Consider the following 19,758-nt stretch of genomic DNA (forward strand, 5'->3'; position numbering starts at 1 on the left):
GATCCGGGCAACCAGATACCCTCTTTTTTTGTTATATTTTATATGCAAACCTTAAATAATGATAGTATGAAACAATACCGGATCATTCACATACCAACATTCGTCTTAGCTTTGTTTTTGGTGTTTACCACCTCTGTTTTGCGAGCACAGGATAAGCCTGTTTGGCTGGCAGATTCTCTTATTACTGTAGGATACGCCACCGGGAATAAAAAGAATATTTCCGGTTCGGTAGAAAAAATTACGGGGTTAGGAATGAATAAGGACCAGATTACCAATCCTCTGGAGGCTATCCGTGGACGTGTTCCCGGACTCACCATAGAAAAAGGAACCAATGGTCCGGCTGCTTTGGATGCCGTACGTTTGCGGGGAACCACTTCACTGACCAGTGGTAACGACCCTCTGATTATTGTTGACGGTGTGTTTGGTGATCTCAGTATGTTGACTTCTATATATCCTACCGATATAGAAAGCTTTACTATCTTGAAAGATGCTTCGGAGACAGCACAATATGGTTCCCGTGGTGCTTCAGGTGTTATCGAGATCACTACCAAGAAGGGAATTCGGGGCAAAACCAGAGTCAGCTATAACGGTAGTTTCGGCATATCCTCCGTATACAAAAATCTGGAGATGCTTTCCGGCAGTGAGTTTCGCAATCTGGCGCAGCAACAGGGCATTTCAATACTTGATAAAGGGAATGAAACCAATTTTTTGAAGGAGATAGAGCAAACAGGTCTGCAACAGAATCATCATGTTGCATTTTATGGTGGGACGGATGCTTCAAGCTATCGTGTTTCGTTGGGCTTTATGGATCGTCAGGGCATTATATTGAACGAGGATATGAAGAACTTCACTTCGAATATGAACATGACCCAGCATGTTTTTGATGATTTCTTGGTGTGCGAGTTAGGTATGTTTGGCTCTATCCAAAAGAACCATAATTTGTTTGACCTTCAAAAAACATTCTATTCGGCTGCAACTTTTAATCCTACATATCCCAATCACCGTAATCCGGAAACCAGTTCCTGGGATCAGATAACCAATGCCAGCCAGATCACTAACCCTTTGGCCTGGATGGAAGTGAAAGATCATGATGCGACTTCACATATCAGTACTCATGCCCGGCTGACCTTTAACTTACTGCGCGAGCTTAAACTGATTCTTTTTGGTTCTTATACTTATAATATTGTTGAAAATTCCCAGTATCTGCCTACATCTGTATGGGCACACGGACAAGCATATAAAGGTACCCGGAAAATGGAATCACTGCTTGGCAATCTGATGTTGACCTATAAAAAGAACCGGAATAAACATTATTTTGATGTGCTGGCCCTGGCGGAACTTCAAAAAGAGACTTATAGCGGTTTTTACACCACTGTGACCAATTTCAATTCCGATCAGTTTGGTTATAACAACCTTCAGGCAGGTGCCATTCGCCTTTGGGAAGGAACGAACTCTTATTTTGAACAGCCGCGGTTGGCATCTTTTCTCGGTCGCTTCAATTATACGTTTGACGATCGGTACATTCTTACGGTGAATGCCCGTACCGATGCTTCTTCCAAGTTTGGTGCCAATCATAAATGGGGCTTTTTTCCATCCGTGTCGGCTGCCTGGGTTGTCAGTGAAGAGAAGTTTATGAAACGTATTTCATTGGTGGATAATCTGAAATTTCGTATCGGTTACGGGCTGGCCGGCAATCAGAGTGGCATCGACTCTTATACGACGCTTAATCTGGTAAAGCCTAACGGAGTTGTTCCTGTTGGTAGTTCACAGGTGGTTACTTTGGGTAATATGCGTAATACCAATCCCGATTTGAAATGGGAAGTAAAGCGTACTTTTAATGCAGGTGCGGATCTTGGTATGTTTGGCAACCGGTTACTCTTTTCTTTGAACTACTATAATTCCAAGACCTCTGATATGCTTTATCTTTATAATGTCAGTGTGCCGCCTTTTACCTATAACACTCTTTTGGCAAATATAGGTTCCATGCGCAACAGCGGTACGGAGATTGCTGTCGGCATCACTCCTTTGAAGACCCGCGACATGGAATTGAACATTAATGTTAATGTCACTTTCCAGCAAAATAAATTGCTTTCATTAAGTGGAATGTATGGTGGAGAGAATATTTCGGCACCTGAGTATAAAAGCCTGGCAAGTCTGGACGGAGCCGGATTTCATGGTGGATATAATCATATTGTGTATCAGATGATAGGACAACCCTTAGGGGTATTCTACCTGCCTCATTGCAAAGGGCTTATTTCCGATGGCAATGGTGGGTATACGTATGACATTGCCGATTTGAACGGAGGAGGGGTGAGCCTTGAAGATGGAGAAGACCGCTATGTGGCAGGTCAGGCGGTGCCCAAGACTTTGCTTGGCTCCAATATCAGCTTTCGCTATAAGCGTTTCGATCTCTCAGTACAGATAAACGGGGCGTTCGGTCATAAAATCTATAACGGTACTTCACTGACCTACATGAATATGAATATTTTCCCTGATTACAATGTAATGAAGAAAGCTCCCGGACGTAATATCAAAGACCAGACCGCTACGGACTATTGGCTGGAGAAAGGTGATTATGTAAACTTCGATTATGTTACGATAGGCTGGAATGTTCCGGTGTCGAAGTGGAAAAAATACGTCCAGTCCCTCCGTCTCGCACTGACTGTCAATAATCTGGCTACTATTACCGGATATTCCGGTCTGTCACCTATGATCAATAGTTCTACCGTTAATTCTACTTTGGGAGTGGATGACAAACGGGGATATCCTTTAGCACGTACCTATACGCTTGGTTTGAGTATTAACTTTTAATTTGGAGGATTAATTATGAAAAGGCACTATATATATTCCTTTGTCTGTATCCTGATGTTTAGTCTGCTGTTTTCATGCGATGACTTTCTGAATGAAAATCCTAAAGATAAGATTCCCGAAGAGGATGCTTACAAGAGTCTCACCGATTTGTATTATAATGCAGTGGCTTCCTTATACAATAACATAGGAGGTTATAGTGATAGTCAGGGGTTGCAGGGCACCGGCAGGGGAATTTACGATCTGAATACCTTTACCACCGATGAGGCTATTATGCCTACCCGTGGAGGTGACTGGTATGATGGAGGATTCTGGCAGGGACTTTTTCTTCATCGTTGGGGAGTCGATAATGATGCTATTCAGGCTACGTGGGAATATTTATATAAGGTTATAGGTCTTTGCAATCAGTCACTTGAACGAATCGATACTTATCAGGAGACTCACCATGACACGGAACTTCCTGCTTACCGGGCAGAGGTTCGTGCTTTCCGTGCTTTGTATTACTATCATTTAATGGACTTGTTCGGACGTGTTCCTCTAATTCTCTCATCTGCTATACCTTTGAAAGAGGTGAAACAAAACAGTCGTAAAGAAGTTTTTGATTTTATTGTGAAGGAGTTACAGGAGTCTGCCCCTTTATTGGCGCAAACATATAGCAATCGTTCCGGCAGTTATTATGGGCGGATTACCCGTCCTGTAGTCCATTTCTTGCTTGCCAAACTTGCCTTGAATGCTGAGATATATGCGGATGATAACTGGACCGATACACAATATCCCGATGGAAGAGACATCTATTTTGAAGTAGATGGCAACCGGCTCAATGCTTGGCAAACGGTGGAGGCATATTGTGATTCCATTACTGCGGCGGGATATCGTCTGGAAGATAACTATGAAGCAAACTTTGCTGTTTACAATGAATCTTCTGCCGAGAATATTTTTACCATTCCAATGAGTAAGACTTTATATACTAACCAGATGCAATATCTTTTCCGTTCCCGTCACTATAATCATGCCAAGGCCTACGGATTGGGAGGAGAGAATGGTTCAAGCGCTACTGTGGAAGTACTTCGAACCTTTGGGTATGATACCCAAACTGTCGATCCCCGTTTTGATAAATGTTATTTTGCAGGTGTTGTTTACGATTTGAAGGGAAAGGTCATCACACTCGATGACGGTACTTTGCTGGAGTATTTTCCTTGGAAGGTGGATGTCGATATCTCCAATACCTCCTATGAAAAAACCGCAGGCGCACGGATGAAAAAGTATGAGATTGATGAAACCGCCACAAAAGATGGTAAACTGATGGAAAATGATATTGTACTCTATCGTTATGCCGATGTTTTATTAATGAAGAGTGAGGCCAAAGTCCGTAACGGAGAAAATGGAGATGTAGAACTGAATCTTGTTCGCTCCCGTGTGAATGCTCCTTTCCGGACAGCTACATTAGAAAGTTTGCTTTCGGAACGTCAATTAGAGTTTGCCTGGGAGGGTTGGCGCAGGCAAGATTTGGTTCGTTTTCGCCAATATACCCGTGCTTATACAAGCAGGCCCCGGCTTCCGGGTGAGGAAAGTGGCTATACTACAGTATTTCCTATTCCGGAGAAAATCCGTTTGATGAATCCCAATCTGACACAGAATCCGGGATATTGAAATTGCAAAATATTATGTGGAGATGATTATTGTAAATCATAAAATAATCCATCATTATATTAGAAATATCTATTTATAAGGTAAATCGTTCTTGCTACTTTTGCGTATTGATACAAAATCAGTGAAGTAACATTGTTTTCAACCTTATAGATAATATGAAATAATGAAGATCAAAACACTAACACTTTTCTCGTTTTTATTGGCTTCCTGTTCACAGCAGGTTACTAAGATCGACTTGTCGGGTAGTTGGCAGTTTACGACCGATTCTACTCATTGGGACAGTACGGTCCTGTTACCCGGATCCATGGCTTCCAATGGCTTGGGAGAAGACATTACTGCCAATACTCCGTGGACCGGAGGTATCGTTGATTCAGCCTATTTCCGGAGTGATGCCTATGCCCGTTATCGTGAACCGGGTCATGTTAAAATCCCCTTTTGGTTGCAGCCTGTGAAGTATTACAAGGGGGCAGCCTGGTATAAAAAAGAGGTGACTGTTCCGGAAGGCTGGGGGCAACAGGATATCAGTTTATTTCTGGAACGTTGTCATTGGGAAACTCGTTTGTGGATAGATGATAAAGAGGTCGGTATGCAGAATGCATTGGGTGCTCCACATCAGTACGACTTATCGGATGTCCTGACTCCCGGAAAACACACATTAACTTTACGTATCGATAATCGTGTAAAGGATATCGATCCGGGTGAAAATTCCCACAGTATTTCCGATCATACCCAGGGCAATTGGAACGGGGTTATCGGGGATATGTTTCTTCAGGTGCGTCCTCAGGTGAACATTGTACGTACGACTATTTTCCCGGATATATCAGCTAAAAGCATTCGTGTGAAAACATTCCTCCGTAACCGTAAGAAGAATGAAGTGACAGCTTTGCTCGCTTTGGAGGCTGATGGCAAACTTTTGCAAAAGGAGGTCAATCTTCAGCCGGGGACTAATGAAGTGGAGGCTATTCTGGCTTTGGGAGATGATATCCGTTTGTGGGATGAATTTCATCCGAATTTATATCGATTGAAAGTAAGTCTGACTGATAAGGAGCAAAAGACCACTGATTTTAGTGAAGAGTCTTTTGGTATGCGTGATTTTAAAGTAGTCAATGGTTGTATCACGATTAACAACCGTCCTGTCTTTTTGCGTGGTGCGTTGGATTGTGCCGCTTTTCCTAAAACAGGCTATCCGCCCACTGACAAAGAAACTTGGAGAAGAATATTCACAGCTTTTCAGGCACATGGGCTGAACCATGTTCGTTTTCATTCATGGTGTCCTCCTGAGGCTGCATTTTGTGCAGCTGATGAAATGGGACTTTATCTGGAAATAGAATGTTCCTCTTGGGCCAATCAGTCTACGACGATTGGTGACGGTCGTCCGCTCGATCGGTTCATTTGGGACGAAAGTGAACGGATTGTCAACACGTTTGGCAATCATCCTTCGTTTTGTATGATGATGTATGGCAATGAACCGGCAGGTGTGGGGAGTAGTACTTATCTGGCCAACTTTGTCACAACATGGAAGGATCGGGATAATCGCCGCTTGTATTGTAGCGGTGCAGGATGGCCCATGTTGGCGGTCAATGATTTTTTAAGTGATCCTGCTCCCCGCATTCAGGGATGGGGACAGGGACTTCGGAGTATTATCAACGCAGAACCTCCTCGTACCGATTATGATTGGTCGGAATATGTCAGTCGCTTCAGCCAACCTGTTGTAAGTCACGAAAGCGGGCAATGGTGTGTTTATCCTAATTTTAAAGAGATCAGCAAATATGACGGTGTCATGCGTCCTGCAAATATGGAAATTTTCAGGGATATTCTGCAAAATAATGGTATGATACATCTTGCAGACAGTTTCTTGCTTGCGTCTGGCAAATTACAGGCACTCTGCTATAAAGCAGATGTTGAGGCTGCTTTACGTACCAGGAATTTCGGTGGATTCCAGTTACTGGGACTCAATGACTTTCCGGGACAAGGTACAGCATTGGTCGGTGTGCTGGATGCTTTCTGGGAAGAAAAAGGTTATATTTCTCCCGAAGAGTACCGCCGTTTCTGTGCTCCAACCGTCCCTTTGGCACGTTTGCCTAAACTTATTTATAAAAATGACGAACTGTTGAACGCCCGGGTAGAAGTGGCTCATTATGGCGAAACTCCACTAAAGAATGTGGCAGCTGGATGGACTTTGTCCGATACGGCAGGAAATGTACTGCAGTCCGGACAGTGGAAAGTAGATTTACTTCCCATAGGCAATAACTTTCCATTAGGAGATATTTCCGCTTCTTTAGCTCAGATGGAAACTCCCCGGCGTTTGGTGTTGGAGGTGGCAGTCGGTGAATGGAAGAACAGTTGGAATGTTTGGGTTTATCCCGCTCTGCCACTCAAAGTAGAGGGAGAAGAGAGTATCCGGATGGTCGACTGTTTGGATGCCACTACCCTAAAGGCTCTTGAAGGAGGTGCTTCTGTATTGTTATCTTTAAAGAAAGGGACACTGACCCGTCAAATGGGAGGTGATATTCAGGTCGGATTTTCCAGTATTTTCTGGAATACTGCTTGGACAGGAGGACAAGCTCCTCATACATTGGGTATTTTGTGTAATCCGAAACATCCGGCTTTGAGTCAATTCCCCACAGAATATTACAGTGATTATCAATGGTGGGATGCCATGAGCCATTCCGGTGCCATTAAAGTGGCCGAACTTTCCCCTGAAATAGCTCCGATAGTGCGTGTCATCGACGATTGGTTTACAAATCGTCCTCTCGCCTTGCTATTTGAGGTAAAAGTAGGTAATGGAAAATTGTTGGTATCGGGCGTTGATTTCTGGCAAAACATGGATAAGCGTGTCGAAGCGCGCCAATTATTGTATAGCTTGAAAAAGTATATGGTAAGTCCGGCTTTCTCTCCGGTCGTATCTGTACAGGCAGAGCAAGTGCAGCAATTAGTCTCTGATAAATAGAATGTTCTGTTTTATATAAATTTGCCCGGGCTTACATCTTTCGATGTATACCCGGGCAAATTTTATGAGATATTCTCTGTGTAAATCAGTGTGATCGGCGGTGAAACTTCTTAGTCGAAAAGACTTCTGAACTTCTTGAATATCTTTTCTTTAATTGAAGTACTTGGCTTGAAGTTCTTCGATTCTTCCAGCTTTTCCAAAGTACTTTTTTCGTCTTTACTCAGTGTCTCCGGCACATATACACTTACGTTAACCAGCAGGTCTCCTGTGCCGTAACCGTTTACACTTGGCAACCCTTTACCGCGGAGTCGGAGCACTTTTCCCGGTTGTGTACCTGCTTCGATTTTTACCTTCACTTTTCCGTCGATGGTTGGAATTTCTACCGCACCTCCGATAGCTGCTGTAGGGAAACTCAGCAATAAGTTGTATACCAGATCGTTTTCATCGCGAATCAGCTCCGGATGTGGCTCTTCTTCCACCAAAATCAATAGGTCGCCCGGGATACCGTTATGTTTTCCGGCATTTCCTTTGCCGCCCATAGAGAGTTGCATGCCTTCTGCTACTCCGGCGGGAATTTTTACTGTTACTACTTCCTCACCGTATTCGATACCTTCTCCACCACAAACCTTACACTTGTCTTTAATGATTTTTCCCTCGCCATTACAAGTAGGACACGTAGTACGTGTCTGCATGGTTCCTAAGATGGTTTGCTGGTTACGGATTACCGAACCGCTACCTTTACAGGTCGGACAAGTTTCAGAACCGCCATTACCTTCCGCCCCTGTTCCGTGACAGTGCGAACAAGGTACATATTTTTTTAGTTTGAATTTCTTTTCAACTCCTGTAGAGATCTCTTTCAAATTCAGCTTCACCTTCACCCGGAGGTCTGAGCCACGGAATTTTCTCTGTTGAGAACCTCCGCCTCCAAATCCGCCGAAGCCTCCGAAACCACCACCGAATCCGCCGCCGCTATGGCCGCCGAAAATATCACCGAACATAGAGAAGATGTCGTCCATAGACATTCCGCCACCGAATCCTCCGAACGGTCCGCCGTTTCCGGCTGCTCCACTCATTCCTGCATGACCAAACTGGTCGTAGCGGGCACGTTTATCCGGATTGCTCAGTACGTCATACGCTTCGGCTGCTTCTTTAAACTTTTCTTCTGCTTCCTTGTCACCCGGGTTTTTGTCCGGGTGATATTGGATGGCTTTTTTCCGGTATGCTTTCTTTATTTCTTCGACTGTTGCCTCTTTCGTGACTTCCAGCACTTCGTAATAATCTCTTTTTTCTGCCATATTTTAGTTTCGTTGATTTTAATTATGTTAGCAAGTTTGTCGTGTCCCGGTTATTCACCCACAACTACTTTTGCATGGCGGATTACTTTGCCGTTAAGGGTATATCCGGTCTGTACACAATCCAGTATTTTACCTTTCTGTTCTTCTGTCGGAGCAGGGATCACAGCGATGGCTTCGTGATAATCCGTATCCAGCGGTTGGTCTTTGGTTTCGATAACCTTTACTCCATCCTGCGACAGGATAGACAGGAACTTATTATATATCAACTCAACACCCTCTTTTACGGCAGCTACGTCCGTAGCCGTTTCCATAGTTGTCAGTGCACGTTCCATGTCGTCGATTACCGGCAGAATACTTTTGATGCTCTTCTCACCACCGTTCAGAATCAACTCTGCTTTTTCTTTGATGGTCCGTTTACGGTAGTTATCGAATTCAGCCGAAAGACGGAGATATTTGTCCTTCTGATCTTCGATCTGGCTATGGGCTTCTTCCAGTTCTTTTTCCAGTTTCTCCTCTGCGGTCAGCGGTGTGCTTTCCTCAGTGGTTTCTTCGTTTTGCGACTGTCCTTCAACGGTATCCTGAATATCGTCTACTGTCAACTCTTCTTCTTTCTTGGTTTTTTTTTCTTTTGGGTCCATATCTATTCTGTTTTTATTCTTGTTAAACGGATTTAGTTTCATGTCAATACGGCATTTTAATGTATTGGCTTTGCAGCAAAAACTTTGCCAGTTTGTTTGTTTTGCCAAAAAACGCAGCAAAGGTAATACTTTTATGTCAGATTGACACATTACTGATAGTTCGTTATTCACTAAAAATGTCTACCTTTGTCACCGCATTATTTGATAATAAATAAATTAAGGAATAATAATAGAATGATTACAGTTTCAAACGTTTCGGTACAGTTTGGTAAAAGGGTATTGTTTAATGATGTAAATCTGAAGTTTACAAGTGGAAATTGTTATGGTATTATCGGTGCCAATGGCGCCGGCAAGTCAACTTTTCTCCGTACGATATACGGTGACCTCGACCCGACTACCGGAAACATTACGTTAGGTCCGGGCGAACGCCTTTCGGTATTGAGCCAGGACCACTTTAAGTGGGACGCTTATACGGTAATGGATACCGTAATGATGGGTCACACCGTGTTGTGGGATATTATGAAGCAGCGCGAAGCCCTTTATGCCAAAGAAGATTTTACTGATGAAGACGGTCTGAAGGTTTCCGAACTGGAAGAGAAGTTTGCCGAACTTGACGGATGGAATGCTGAAAGTGACGCAGCTATGTTGTTGAGCGGTTTAGGTGTGAAAGAAGGTAAACATTATACATTGATGGGTGAATTGAGCGGTAAGGAAAAAGTGCGTGTGATGCTGGCACAGGCATTATACGGAAATCCGGATAACCTGTTGCTTGACGAGCCTACCAATGACCTGGATATGGAGACTGTTACCTGGTTGGAAGAGTATCTCTCTAATTTCGAACATACCGTGTTGGTTGTAAGTCATGACCGTCACTTCCTCGATTCTGTCTGTACACATACGGTCGATATCGATTACGGAAAAATCAATCTTTTTGCCGGTAACTACAGTTTCTGGTATGAATCCAGTCAATTGGCCCTCCGTCAGCAGCAGAACCAGAAGGCCAAAGCTGAGGAGAAAAAGAAAGAACTGGAAGAATTTATCCGCCGTTTCAGTGCCAATGTTGCCAAGAGCAAGCAGACTACCAGTCGTAAGAAAATGCTCGAAAAGTTGAATGTTGAAGAAATCAAACCCTCCTCCCGTAAATATCCGGGTATCATCTTTACTCCGGAGCGTGAGCCGGGCAATCAGATATTGGAAGTTTCCGGTTTGAGCAAGAAGACCGAAGAAGGGGTTGTATTGTTCAACGACGTGAACTTCAATGTGGAGAAAGGTGACAAGATTGTGTTCATTTCCCGTAATCCGCGTGCGATGACTGCTTTCTTTGAGATCATCAACGGTCATATGAAGCCTGATGCAGGACATTTCAACTGGGGGGTAACAATTACAACTGCTTATCTTCCTTTGGATAATACCGAATATTTCAATACTGATTTGAATCTGGTCGACTGGTTGAGCCAATACGGCGAGGGTAATGAAGTTTATATGAAAGGTTTCCTGGGACGTATGCTTTTCTCCGGTGAAGAAGTACTGAAGAAAGTGAGTGTACTTTCGGGAGGTGAGAAAATGCGTTGTATGATTGCCCGTATGCAGTTGCGCAATGCCAACTGTCTGATTCTCGATACTCCGACCAATCATCTCGACTTGGAGTCTATTCAGGCATTCAACAACAACCTGAAAACCTATAAAGGCAATATCCTTTTCTCTTCACATGACCACGAATTTATTCAGACCGTTGCCAATCGCGTGATTGAGCTGACTCCGAACGGTATTATCGATAAGATGATGGAATACGACGAATACATTACTTCCGATCACATCAAAGAGCTGAGAGCCAAGATGTACAAGTAATGATGTACGGTTTTGAACGATGAACGATTAACGATGAACAGGTTGTGCCTGAATGGGCACCTGTTCATCGTTTTTTTGTTCGCATTCACTTTATTTATCGTTTACTGTTGTTCATCGTTCATAGTTTATCATTCATCGTTATTTTACCTTTCTCCATTTATTACGTATCATATATAAACAACATATACCGTGGCTTATGGAACAAAAGGAAATACAGGCATTAGTAGAAAGGAGCAGGAAGCAAGATGCAAGTGCATTTGCTTTGCTTGTGGCAGAGTATCAGACTTTTGTTTTTCGCCTGGCATTCCGCTTGTTGTGTAATGAAGAGGAAGCGCGGGATATGGTACAGGAGACTTTCCTGCGTGTCTGGCTTTCGTTGGACAAATACCGTCCTGAATTTCGCTTTGCGACCTGGCTTTACAGGGTTGCGTGTAATATTTGTTATGATCGTTTGCGGGTTTTACAACACTCGCCGGCCGGAGCGCTTTCCGATATTGCGTTTTCCGAGTTGCCCATTCTTTCCGATGATAACGTCGAAGCAGTGTTAGTCAACCGGGAGTTGAAAGCACATATCCTGTACTTTATGCAACAACTGACTCCTAAGCAGAAGCTGGTATTTACATTGCGCGATATAGAAGAGTTGGAAATCAAAGAGATCGAGATTATTACCGGACTTACATCGATCCAGATCAAAACAAACCTCTATCTCGCTCGGAAGAGTATCCGTAAGAAGTTGAATGAAATAAATAAAGAAAGATGAAAAAGGAAGAAATTAATTATGAAAGGTGGTTGGGACAGTTAAAAAAGACACCCCCCATTCTGGAAAATCCGGAGGCATTGACCGAAGATATTATGCGTGCTGTCAAGGCGGCTTCTTTCAGAAGTCCGGCCAAGCGCAGACCGAATCTTGTTGCCTGGTGTTCGGGCATTGCTGCAACTTTGCTCTTGGCGATATGGGTAGCAGAAACGATGTCTGTTGATTCATTTCCCTCGTCTGAAGTAATCATCATACCGGAGCCCTATCAATCGAATACTTTCACAGGCAGTCTGGAGCATAGAGGTTTGACGATAGGAGAGAAGCAGGAACTTTTCTTTACCGCATCCCGTAATCGGAAAAGGGAAATGCTTAAACGAGAACGGCTTTATACTCAGTATAAACAGATAATGAAGAGTGAGTGATCTTTAAAAAATAGATGCGTATGAAAACAAAAAATCTTTTACCGATATTGTTGCTGGCCGTTTCAATGGTGTCCTGCACCACCTATTATCAAGTGAAAACCCAGGTTTTTCCTGATGGATCGGCTCGTAGGGAAGTTTATGCCTTTGGCGATTCTGCATTCATGGCCGGAAATCGGGCACAAAATCCTTTTATGTTCTCATTGGATTCCGGTTGGACGGTGACGCGTTTTGATTCTGTCCGGATGCATAATTATTTTGGAGAGAAGGAAAAGATAAACGTGTGTGCCAGCAGGGAGCAGGCTTCTGTCGACTTATTTTCGGAGCAGGTCCGGCCTAAAGATCCGATGTTTCGTCCTTTGGTGACTCCGCGGGAAACACTGACCAAACATTTCCGTTGGTTCTATACGTATTATACCTATAACGGTGTTTATCCCGAACTGACAGAAAAAGGGCCTGTACCTCTGAAAAACTATCTGAACGAGTCGGAACAGAAACTTTGGTTTCAGGGCGACGACACTGCGTATCGGGGAATGAACGGATTGGAGATGAAAGAAGTGCTCGATCGTTTGGAAGGACAATTTGTTCAATGGTATAACCGGAGTCTCTATGAATTAAGTCTTGAAGTGATGCGGCCTTTTATAGCTGACCTGAAGCAGGGTGACTATCTTTCACGCCTGAATGCGGCTAAGGATTCATTGTATCAGGCATATCGGCCTCAGAATGATGATCCGGACTTCTCTCCGGCACTCGTTTGTCAATTACTTGATACTCACTTTTATACTGATTGCTTTTCGCTTCTCTATAAAGAAAAACAGCAGGAAGTGGATCAAAAATTTGATGAGGGAACACGTTCCGTTGAGTTATTTGGAGTGGTGATTCAATATGAACTCAATATGCCCGGACAAATGCTTTCGGCAAATACAACCTTTAGGGAGGATGGTCATTGGGTCTGGAAAGTAGATGCCTATCGTCTTTTGGCAGGCGAATATCTTTTGACTGCCGAGTCGCGCGTACCCAACATCTGGGCCTTTATCCTCACCGGCTTGCTTATTCTTTTGGGTATAGGTTATTGGATAAAAAAGCGATGAACAAGAAGGAGTGAAGTTGTGTCAAAGGTCCTCTCACCACAGATTGCGCTGATTTCCACAGATTATTCGTGTCGTTAAAATTCCTTCTGTGTTCCTCTGTGTCCTCTGTGGTGAGTTTTTTGATATGCTCCCGTTTTTTTATCGTTTATAAATCAACTTATTTTTCCCTTCCCCGAATAAATTGTCTCCTATGGTTGTGATTTTATCTCCTTTGGCAACTACGTAGCGTAGCCTGTCACATCCCATGAAAGCACCATATTCGATGGCTGTAATGCTTTCCGGCAATTCCACGGTTCCACACAGACGTCCGCAATTGCTGAAAGCCCGCTGTCCGATGCTTTTCAGTCCATGAGGTAAACGAATGCGGAGCAGGTATTTTTTTTGTGAGAAAGTGAAGTCCGGGATAGCTGTCGCATTGGTCTTTTCGATGTCTACGGCAACCAGATTCGGCATATAATCCCGTATCAGTTTAAAATCGGCTGCATCCAGTTTACCTTCGATGGTCAGGAAGTTGATCTCTTTCGGTTGTAGCCCTGCTTTTTGTATTTCACTTTCCAGCGTGCTCAAAGCACCTACCTCTATTTTAGCTTCCAATGGTTCGCCTTCAATGAACGCAAAGTTATCCCAACGATTTTTCAGCCGGTATTCATCACTTGCTCCCAGCGGTACAAAGATTGCAGTGATGCTGTCAGCCAAAGCTCCCGGCAGCAGGTTGGGAGGAGTTTTCTTTTTGATCTGGCAGATGTTCAGGTTCTCGCATCCCATAAAGGCTGCATCTTCAATGTTCTTGATTTTTTCCGAAAGAACCACTTTCTTTAGGGTCGGTTTCCCTTTGGCAATGCCGTTTTCCATCTTGCAGAAAGCATAGGCCGGAACAAAGTTTGGCATGTAAATATAGAATTTATCCGGATACGTACCTTCTTTTCCCGAATACATACTGATACTTGCATTCGCTATATCGAGCACTTGCAGATTTTTGAATTCATCGCGCAGATGCTTGAAGTCCACTGCGTTGATCTTTCCTGTCAGAGTGAGGTGAGTCACCTGGTTTGCTTCTTCTTCCGTCATCATCGAAATAAGAGTTCCCGGTTTGCTGACGAAATATGTTTTCTTAACTTCTTGTGCCGTAGCTGCAAATAGATTGGCAGCAAGGGCTATTCCTATAAACAGATGTTTTATTTTCATATTTATGATAAATGTTTAGACAAATATAGCGAATCATACTTTATCTCGTTGAGAGTTTTAGGAAAATATAGTTATTTTTGTCCTTCAACTAATAAATTAACAAAATGGAACAACAAGAAAAAGAGAACAGTCCGATCCCCTCTTCGGGAGGAATTCCGGCATTTGCAAGTATTGCATTATTTCTGGTGGGTTTCTATATTCTTATACCTCTGTTTGGGATTATCCTGAGTTCTATCCCTGTATTAAAAGAGTGGAGAATGGGGGCTTTCTTTATTGGGGAGGGAGCTATGTTGCTGAGCGTGTTTGTTGTTACTTTCCTGATGATGCAATTTCTGGATCATCGTCCCTTCTCCGATTTAGGATTCAGTCTGAAAGGACGTGGTAAAGACATCTTATACGGCTTTTTGATGGCAGTGCTTATCTATGCCATTGGCTTTGCTGTTTGTTTGCTGACCGGTCAGATTGAGGTTGTCGGTGTTCATTTTCATTGGAGCGATCTGTTCTTGAGCGGGCTGTTTTTCGCTATGGTTGCCATTGTCGAAGAAACTATGATGCGCGGATATATTCTGGGGCGCTTATTGCGTACGCGACTCAATAAATTTATTTCTCTTTTCATCTCTTCCTTTTTGTTTGCGTTGCTCCATCTGATGAATCCCAATGTGGCTTTTTTGCCTATGCTTAATCTGGTGTTGGGAGGATTATTACTGGGAGCTGCCTATCTTTATACCCGTAACCTTTGGTTTCCAATTTCGCTTCATTTCTTTTGGAACTGGATTCAAGGGCCCGTGCTTGGATTTGAAGTCAGTGGCAATCGTTTCTGTGAAACCTTGTTTTCACTTCGCCTGTCCGCAAATAATCTGATCAACGGAGGAGCATTTGGTTTTGAAGGTTCGCTGGTTTGCACGGCATTGGCAACGCTCTTTACACTGCTCATAATCTGGTGGTTTGAACAATAAAAAAATGTCCCATGTTCCGCTGAACTCTGGGACATTGATAAAACAAACACCACATTTACTTCACAGTAAGTCAGAGTGGAAAAGCAAGGACGCATTTACTTCGCAGTAAGTTTGTTGCGCACTATTAAACACAAACAAAACAAAATAAAAGCTGTACAACAGCCATTATAACACTTGCATCAATGTAGGTTTATATTAATTTGTCCATAAGAGAGAGCATAAAGTATGTGGGGGTGAATCTTATTCTAAAATTTATACGTTGTTCCCACCATTAACCCCACTGTTCCCCGTATGGGTTCCTGAAGGTCAGCCCGATAACTTCTGTCTTTAAATATATTGATTCGGGGTTCCAGCCAAAGCCCGGTATGCGCCGACAACCTGATTTCTCCCTGTAGTCCGATGCGGCCGTTCAGGATGATGGAAGATGATGATTCCGTTCCGGGAAAATAGCTTCCGATGCCACCTGCCACTGTCAGGTTGAACACGTGGCTGTCCCGGTCGGAAAAAAGCCTTGTGAGGTTGCACAGATAGTCGATGTTGAGGCTGATATTAAAATCGCGGTTGCTTCCGCTTTCTTCATTATCTAAAAAGGCGGTACTACTGCCGGCACTGATCCGCATTCCGTTAATTTTGTCGAACCATTTACCTAAAGCGAATTCCGTGTCGAACAATACATTTCCGGTGTTTCCCGTGCCGGCCGCCAGTGAGGCAAAACCTCCTTTAAGGAAGGTCAGGGTAGTGTATCCTGCCGGTTTGTAAGTAATACCTGCCATTAGTGATCCTGCCAGGTTATATCTTTTCCACGATGGCTGGTTGTCCACCCGGTCCGGATAAAGTGCCAGTTGTGGCTCGATAAACAGGTTAAAAGCAGACGATACATTCAGTTTCCCTTGTAATCCTGCCCTCAATCCGTATGAATGGATTGTTTTTTGGTCTTTTATGATAGTGGCCTGATAACTGAGTCCGAGAGCGCCGATCACTTCGAATACCCGCTTCGGGTTGTATCTGGCGGCAAATGCACTGATATTGATCAGGTAGTCTACATTGGCTCCTGCCAGATGCATATCCGTATTTCCTTGTTTCCACTGTGTATATTCCCCTCCGGCCCGTAATCCTATGACGGGAGTCAGCCAATTGCCTGCCATGAATGATGCCCGTGGTCCGTGAGCGGTTTGTCCGCCTCCTACGTTAAACAGATAACCGATGCCCGATCCGACAGAGAAAAACAGATGTTCCGCCCCTCTCTTCGAATGGAACTTTTCCGCTCCCTTTCTTTTGGGTATCAAATATTCTGAGGCCTCTATATTGTTTTTTCCCGCTGTTGAATCTTGCTTTTGCTCTTGTGCTGCCAGAGTTCCGCATAAGCCGAAACCGACTCCTAACAGCAGGATTCTTTTATAGCTCTTTCTCATATTCTTCATTGCTTTATCGTTCTTTCTTCATTCAAGCCGTTCTCTTCCGTTTCGGTTTTTTCTTTTGTTTTCTCCGCTTTTTCCTTCTGTTCTTTCTTTTCCTCTTCCAACTGTTGCAGTAGGTCGGTTACGTCTCCGTCTATCTGCGCAATCTCTTTCAGTGACGGATCTTCGTTCAGGGCCCGTTTTATGAAAGCATATGCTTCGCTCACTTTGTCCAACCTGTTGGCACATGCCGCCCTTAGATAATAGCTGAGTGGTTCATCCGGTAGTTCTTGTGCCTTTTCCCACGCTTCTTCATTTTGCTTCATGGCCATTAATAATACCACTTCATTTATGCCGCCTTGTGTTCCGAACCGTTCATAAGCATCCTCAAAATGCCCGTTGTAAGCTCCAACGATGGCTCTTACGTCTTGTGTCATGTCGTTGTCCGGCAAAAAGTCTATAATGGAGTCCGCCCGGTTATAAGCTCTTTCGTCCATTAAGGCGATTACCTGATTACAGAGTAGTTCTGTGGGAGCCGATCTGCTGACAAACGGTTCCAGTAATTTGCTGTCTGCTTTCTTTTGTTCTATCAGTAATGCAGCCAATTCGTTGGCCATAATCATAAATTTAGGATATTGTTCCAGTGCTTGTCGGCAGATTACTTCCCGTGTAGAGTCATTATCGGCATTCAGGTATATCCGCCAAAATTCATAGGGTACCAATTTTTTATAGTCTTGTTTATACATTATGCGTATTTCTTCATCGTTCAGTAATCTCATCACCGAATAGTTGAAACTATATTCCACCCGGCGCAGCCGTGGTAAGTAAGTCGTTAGAATGACATTCCGGTATTCCGGTAGTCGTAGGATCCGGCTGTATTGCGAGGCCATGTTGTCCGGATAGCAATTGATGATTTCCCGTAACTTGTCTGTAGGCAGTGAGTCGTGTTCCATCAATTCTGCTACCTCTTCCCATGAGGCCACCACTCCCTCTGTATATGTACTGTCTTTTATCGCGTCTATAGTACCTCCGTTCAGAAAACCAAAGATACGTTTCAGCGTACTGTCCGTGCGTTTTTGTGCCAGTTTCAGATTCGACTGATACGGACCTTCTGGCGACGATACTCCTTTGACGGAAAACGACAGGAATTCCGAGTTCGGATCGTTTTCTATTTCCTGCAGGCGCAAGCGCATTTTCTCCAGTTCTCTTTGGTTGTTCGGATCCTTTTCGTCTATCGTTGCCGAGTTGATCAGGAAGTTCAGCTTCACTTCTCCTCTGTCGCCTCTTTGTTGTTTTTGAGGTTTAGGGATGTATTTTTCATCTCTGATTTTCATGCCATCCGCTTGGTACGTAAAGAAACGCATCGGATTTACCGTACCTTTGGCTATCACTACTGTATCTTTGTATGCCAGTTTTTTATATTCTACCAGATACATGTAGATGTCACACCGGCATTCATCGTCCGGGTTATCCATATAGAGGGAGTCTACGTAGGCAATCACTTCATTTTTATCAATCTTTTGCGTTTTCTCCTGAAAAGGTGCTAACGGGTCTCTGCTCAGGTCGAATTCCATCATTCGTTCCAATGTGATGGCATACTCCTTTCCGGTCACCACTGCCGGGCGGAACAGGCTCTGTGTTTTACGGGTAATATTCACCAACATCGGTTGCACTACGATACGTGTGTTCGGCTTATACATTTCTTTGGGAATTTTTACTTTTGGGTGGATGATGTATTGATTTCCGATGATCTCGATGTCGGTTGGTTCCGGTAGCAGTTTGTCCACCACTTTTTTGGCGGTGATCACCACTTCGTCAATCATCGATGCTTCGTACGAGATCACTACGTTTATCGTTGTCTTTCCTTTAAGTTTTACTGTTTTTGATGCGTAGGCAAAGCCCGAGAAATGGAGGGTCGTACTGGGATCTGCCATGATCTTGAACTTTCCGTCCAGGTCTGTGATGCCGTATACATCTCCCTTTTCATTCTGGTCTCTGATTACGATAGAGATGGCAGGCTCTCCCTCGTCATCGATTACGCTTCCGCGTATTTCTACTTTCTGGGCTTGTCCCCATGCCGGAATAATGGCGTATAGGGTCACTATCCCCAATAGCAAAAATCTTTTGATATTCATTAGGGTTATTTTATTTGGCTATATAGATAAAAGATACACTTAGTTTAACCGGTATGGGGGCCCATCCCGATTCATTCGGTTCACCGTGAGTGCTTCCCGGTTGGTAACGCACCAACCTGTAGCGTGCCACACCCACACCGCCTGAAACCTCAAGGTTCCAGCGGCGTGACAGAATCCAGTTGTATCCATACGTGACACCCGCAGCTACGGCATCTCCATAATATGCCCTGGGGGTTATTCCTACGTCGAACATGGAATAGAATCCTGTGATACCGATGTAATGGCGCGCCAGCAGGTTCCGAAGCCAATATTTAGCTTCAGCTTGTACGCGCCCATGACGGTAGAAAAGTTTATCTGTAATCTTCCAGGGATTAGCCGATGCCGAAATTTCGGCTGTCATCCAATCGTTTAGCGGGAATTCCACTCCCAGATTGGGAGATGCCGCTAACCATTCCAGCGTATTAGTCTTGATGGCCATACGTTGGGCGGATACTTGAAAAGATATTGCTATGAAAATAAAGAGTATAGCCCGTTTCCCGAATAGAGACGGGAAATTATATCCGGCTATCTCCCACAACAAGTTGGGGAAATTTAGTTTTAAATTAAATGTATTCATAAACGCGCTCACT

14 protein-coding genes are annotated in these 19,758 nt (G+C 43.8%); 8 read left to right on the forward strand and 6 right to left on the reverse strand.

The annotated features are described in order from the left end of the window. Positions 1 to 66 precede the first annotated feature (66 nt). From R3O62_RS12650 to R3O62_RS12660, 3 genes are all read left to right on the forward strand, one after another. Complete coding sequence (locus R3O62_RS12650; RefSeq protein ID WP_223129522.1) at positions 67 to 2,811, forward strand: SusC/RagA family TonB-linked outer membrane protein; 2,745 nt, start codon at positions 67 to 69, stop codon at positions 2,809 to 2,811. A 15-nt stretch (positions 2,812 to 2,826) separates the two neighbouring features. After that, positions 2,827 to 4,458 carry a RagB/SusD family nutrient uptake outer membrane protein gene (locus R3O62_RS12655; RefSeq protein ID WP_217736902.1) on the forward strand — a complete coding sequence of 544 codons (1,632 nt, stop codon included), beginning with the start codon at positions 2,827 to 2,829 and terminating at the stop codon, positions 4,456 to 4,458. A gap of 163 nt (positions 4,459 to 4,621) precedes the next feature. Continuing rightward, positions 4,622 to 7,408 carry a sugar-binding domain-containing protein gene (locus R3O62_RS12660; protein ID WP_317472843.1) on the forward strand — a complete coding sequence of 929 codons (2,787 nt, stop codon included), beginning with the start codon at positions 4,622 to 4,624 and terminating at the stop codon, positions 7,406 to 7,408. Between the two features lie 110 nt (positions 7,409 to 7,518). On the opposite strand, the gene dnaJ is transcribed toward R3O62_RS12660, so the two are convergent. Both dnaJ and R3O62_RS12670 read right to left on the reverse strand, forming a co-directional pair. Next, entirely contained in the window at positions 7,519 to 8,703 is a 1,185-nt protein-coding gene (dnaJ, locus tag R3O62_RS12665; protein ID WP_005776531.1) for a molecular chaperone DnaJ, read from the reverse strand. Positions 8,704 to 8,753: 50 nt separating this feature from the next. Then, positions 8,754 to 9,341, reverse strand: a complete 588-nt coding sequence (locus tag R3O62_RS12670; protein WP_005776532.1) for a nucleotide exchange factor GrpE — start codon at positions 9,339 to 9,341, stop codon at positions 8,754 to 8,756. Between the two features lie 234 nt (positions 9,342 to 9,575). Here R3O62_RS12670 and R3O62_RS12675 point away from each other — a divergent pair, with 234 nt between their 5' ends. From R3O62_RS12675 to R3O62_RS12690, 4 genes are all read left to right on the forward strand, one after another. Beyond that, complete coding sequence (locus tag R3O62_RS12675) at positions 9,576 to 11,189, forward strand: ABC-F family ATP-binding cassette domain-containing protein (protein WP_317472844.1); 1,614 nt, start codon at positions 9,576 to 9,578, stop codon at positions 11,187 to 11,189. Between the two features lie 196 nt (positions 11,190 to 11,385). Beyond that, positions 11,386 to 11,949: an RNA polymerase sigma factor gene (locus tag R3O62_RS12680; RefSeq protein WP_005776534.1), complete on the forward strand. Its 564-nt coding sequence runs from the start codon at positions 11,386 to 11,388 to the stop codon at positions 11,947 to 11,949. After that, entirely contained in the window at positions 11,946 to 12,368 is a 423-nt protein-coding gene (locus R3O62_RS12685) for a hypothetical protein (RefSeq protein WP_005808978.1), read from the forward strand. The genes R3O62_RS12680 and R3O62_RS12685 overlap by 4 nt, the downstream gene beginning before the upstream one ends. Positions 12,369 to 12,388: 20 nt before the next feature. Continuing rightward, positions 12,389 to 13,456, forward strand: a complete 1,068-nt coding sequence (locus tag R3O62_RS12690) for a hypothetical protein (protein WP_317472845.1) — start codon at positions 12,389 to 12,391, stop codon at positions 13,454 to 13,456. 138 nt (positions 13,457 to 13,594) lie between these two features. On the opposite strand, the gene R3O62_RS12695 is transcribed toward R3O62_RS12690, so the two are convergent. Continuing rightward, positions 13,595 to 14,641 carry a leucine-rich repeat domain-containing protein gene (locus R3O62_RS12695; RefSeq protein WP_122200315.1) on the reverse strand — a complete coding sequence of 349 codons (1,047 nt, stop codon included), beginning with the start codon at positions 14,639 to 14,641 and terminating at the stop codon, positions 13,595 to 13,597. A gap of 104 nt (positions 14,642 to 14,745) precedes the next feature. On the opposite strand from R3O62_RS12695, the gene R3O62_RS12700 reads away from it, so the two are divergent. After that, positions 14,746 to 15,597: a type II CAAX endopeptidase family protein gene (locus R3O62_RS12700; protein ID WP_317472846.1), complete on the forward strand. Its 852-nt coding sequence runs from the start codon at positions 14,746 to 14,748 to the stop codon at positions 15,595 to 15,597. 245 nt (positions 15,598 to 15,842) lie between these two features. On the opposite strand, the gene R3O62_RS12705 is transcribed toward R3O62_RS12700, so the two are convergent. From R3O62_RS12705 to R3O62_RS12715, 3 genes are read right to left on the reverse strand one after another with little or no spacing between them, the layout of a single operon-like run. Then, entirely contained in the window at positions 15,843 to 17,009 is a 1,167-nt protein-coding gene (locus R3O62_RS12705; protein ID WP_032536352.1) for a hypothetical protein, read from the reverse strand. Positions 17,010 to 17,014: 5 nt separating this feature from the next. Then, positions 17,015 to 19,129: a tetratricopeptide repeat protein gene (locus R3O62_RS12710; protein WP_122200318.1), complete on the reverse strand. Its 2,115-nt coding sequence runs from the start codon at positions 19,127 to 19,129 to the stop codon at positions 17,015 to 17,017. Between the two features lie 10 nt (positions 19,130 to 19,139). Beyond that, a complete protein-coding gene (locus R3O62_RS12715) occupies positions 19,140 to 19,745 on the reverse strand; it encodes a DUF3575 domain-containing protein (RefSeq protein ID WP_005808963.1) in 606 nt (201 codons plus the stop codon). Positions 19,746 to 19,758 lie beyond the last annotated feature (13 nt).

The sequence above is a fragment of the Bacteroides hominis genome, from assembly GCF_033042785.2.
Classification (GTDB): Bacteria; Bacteroidota; Bacteroidia; order Bacteroidales; family Bacteroidaceae; genus Bacteroides; species Bacteroides hominis.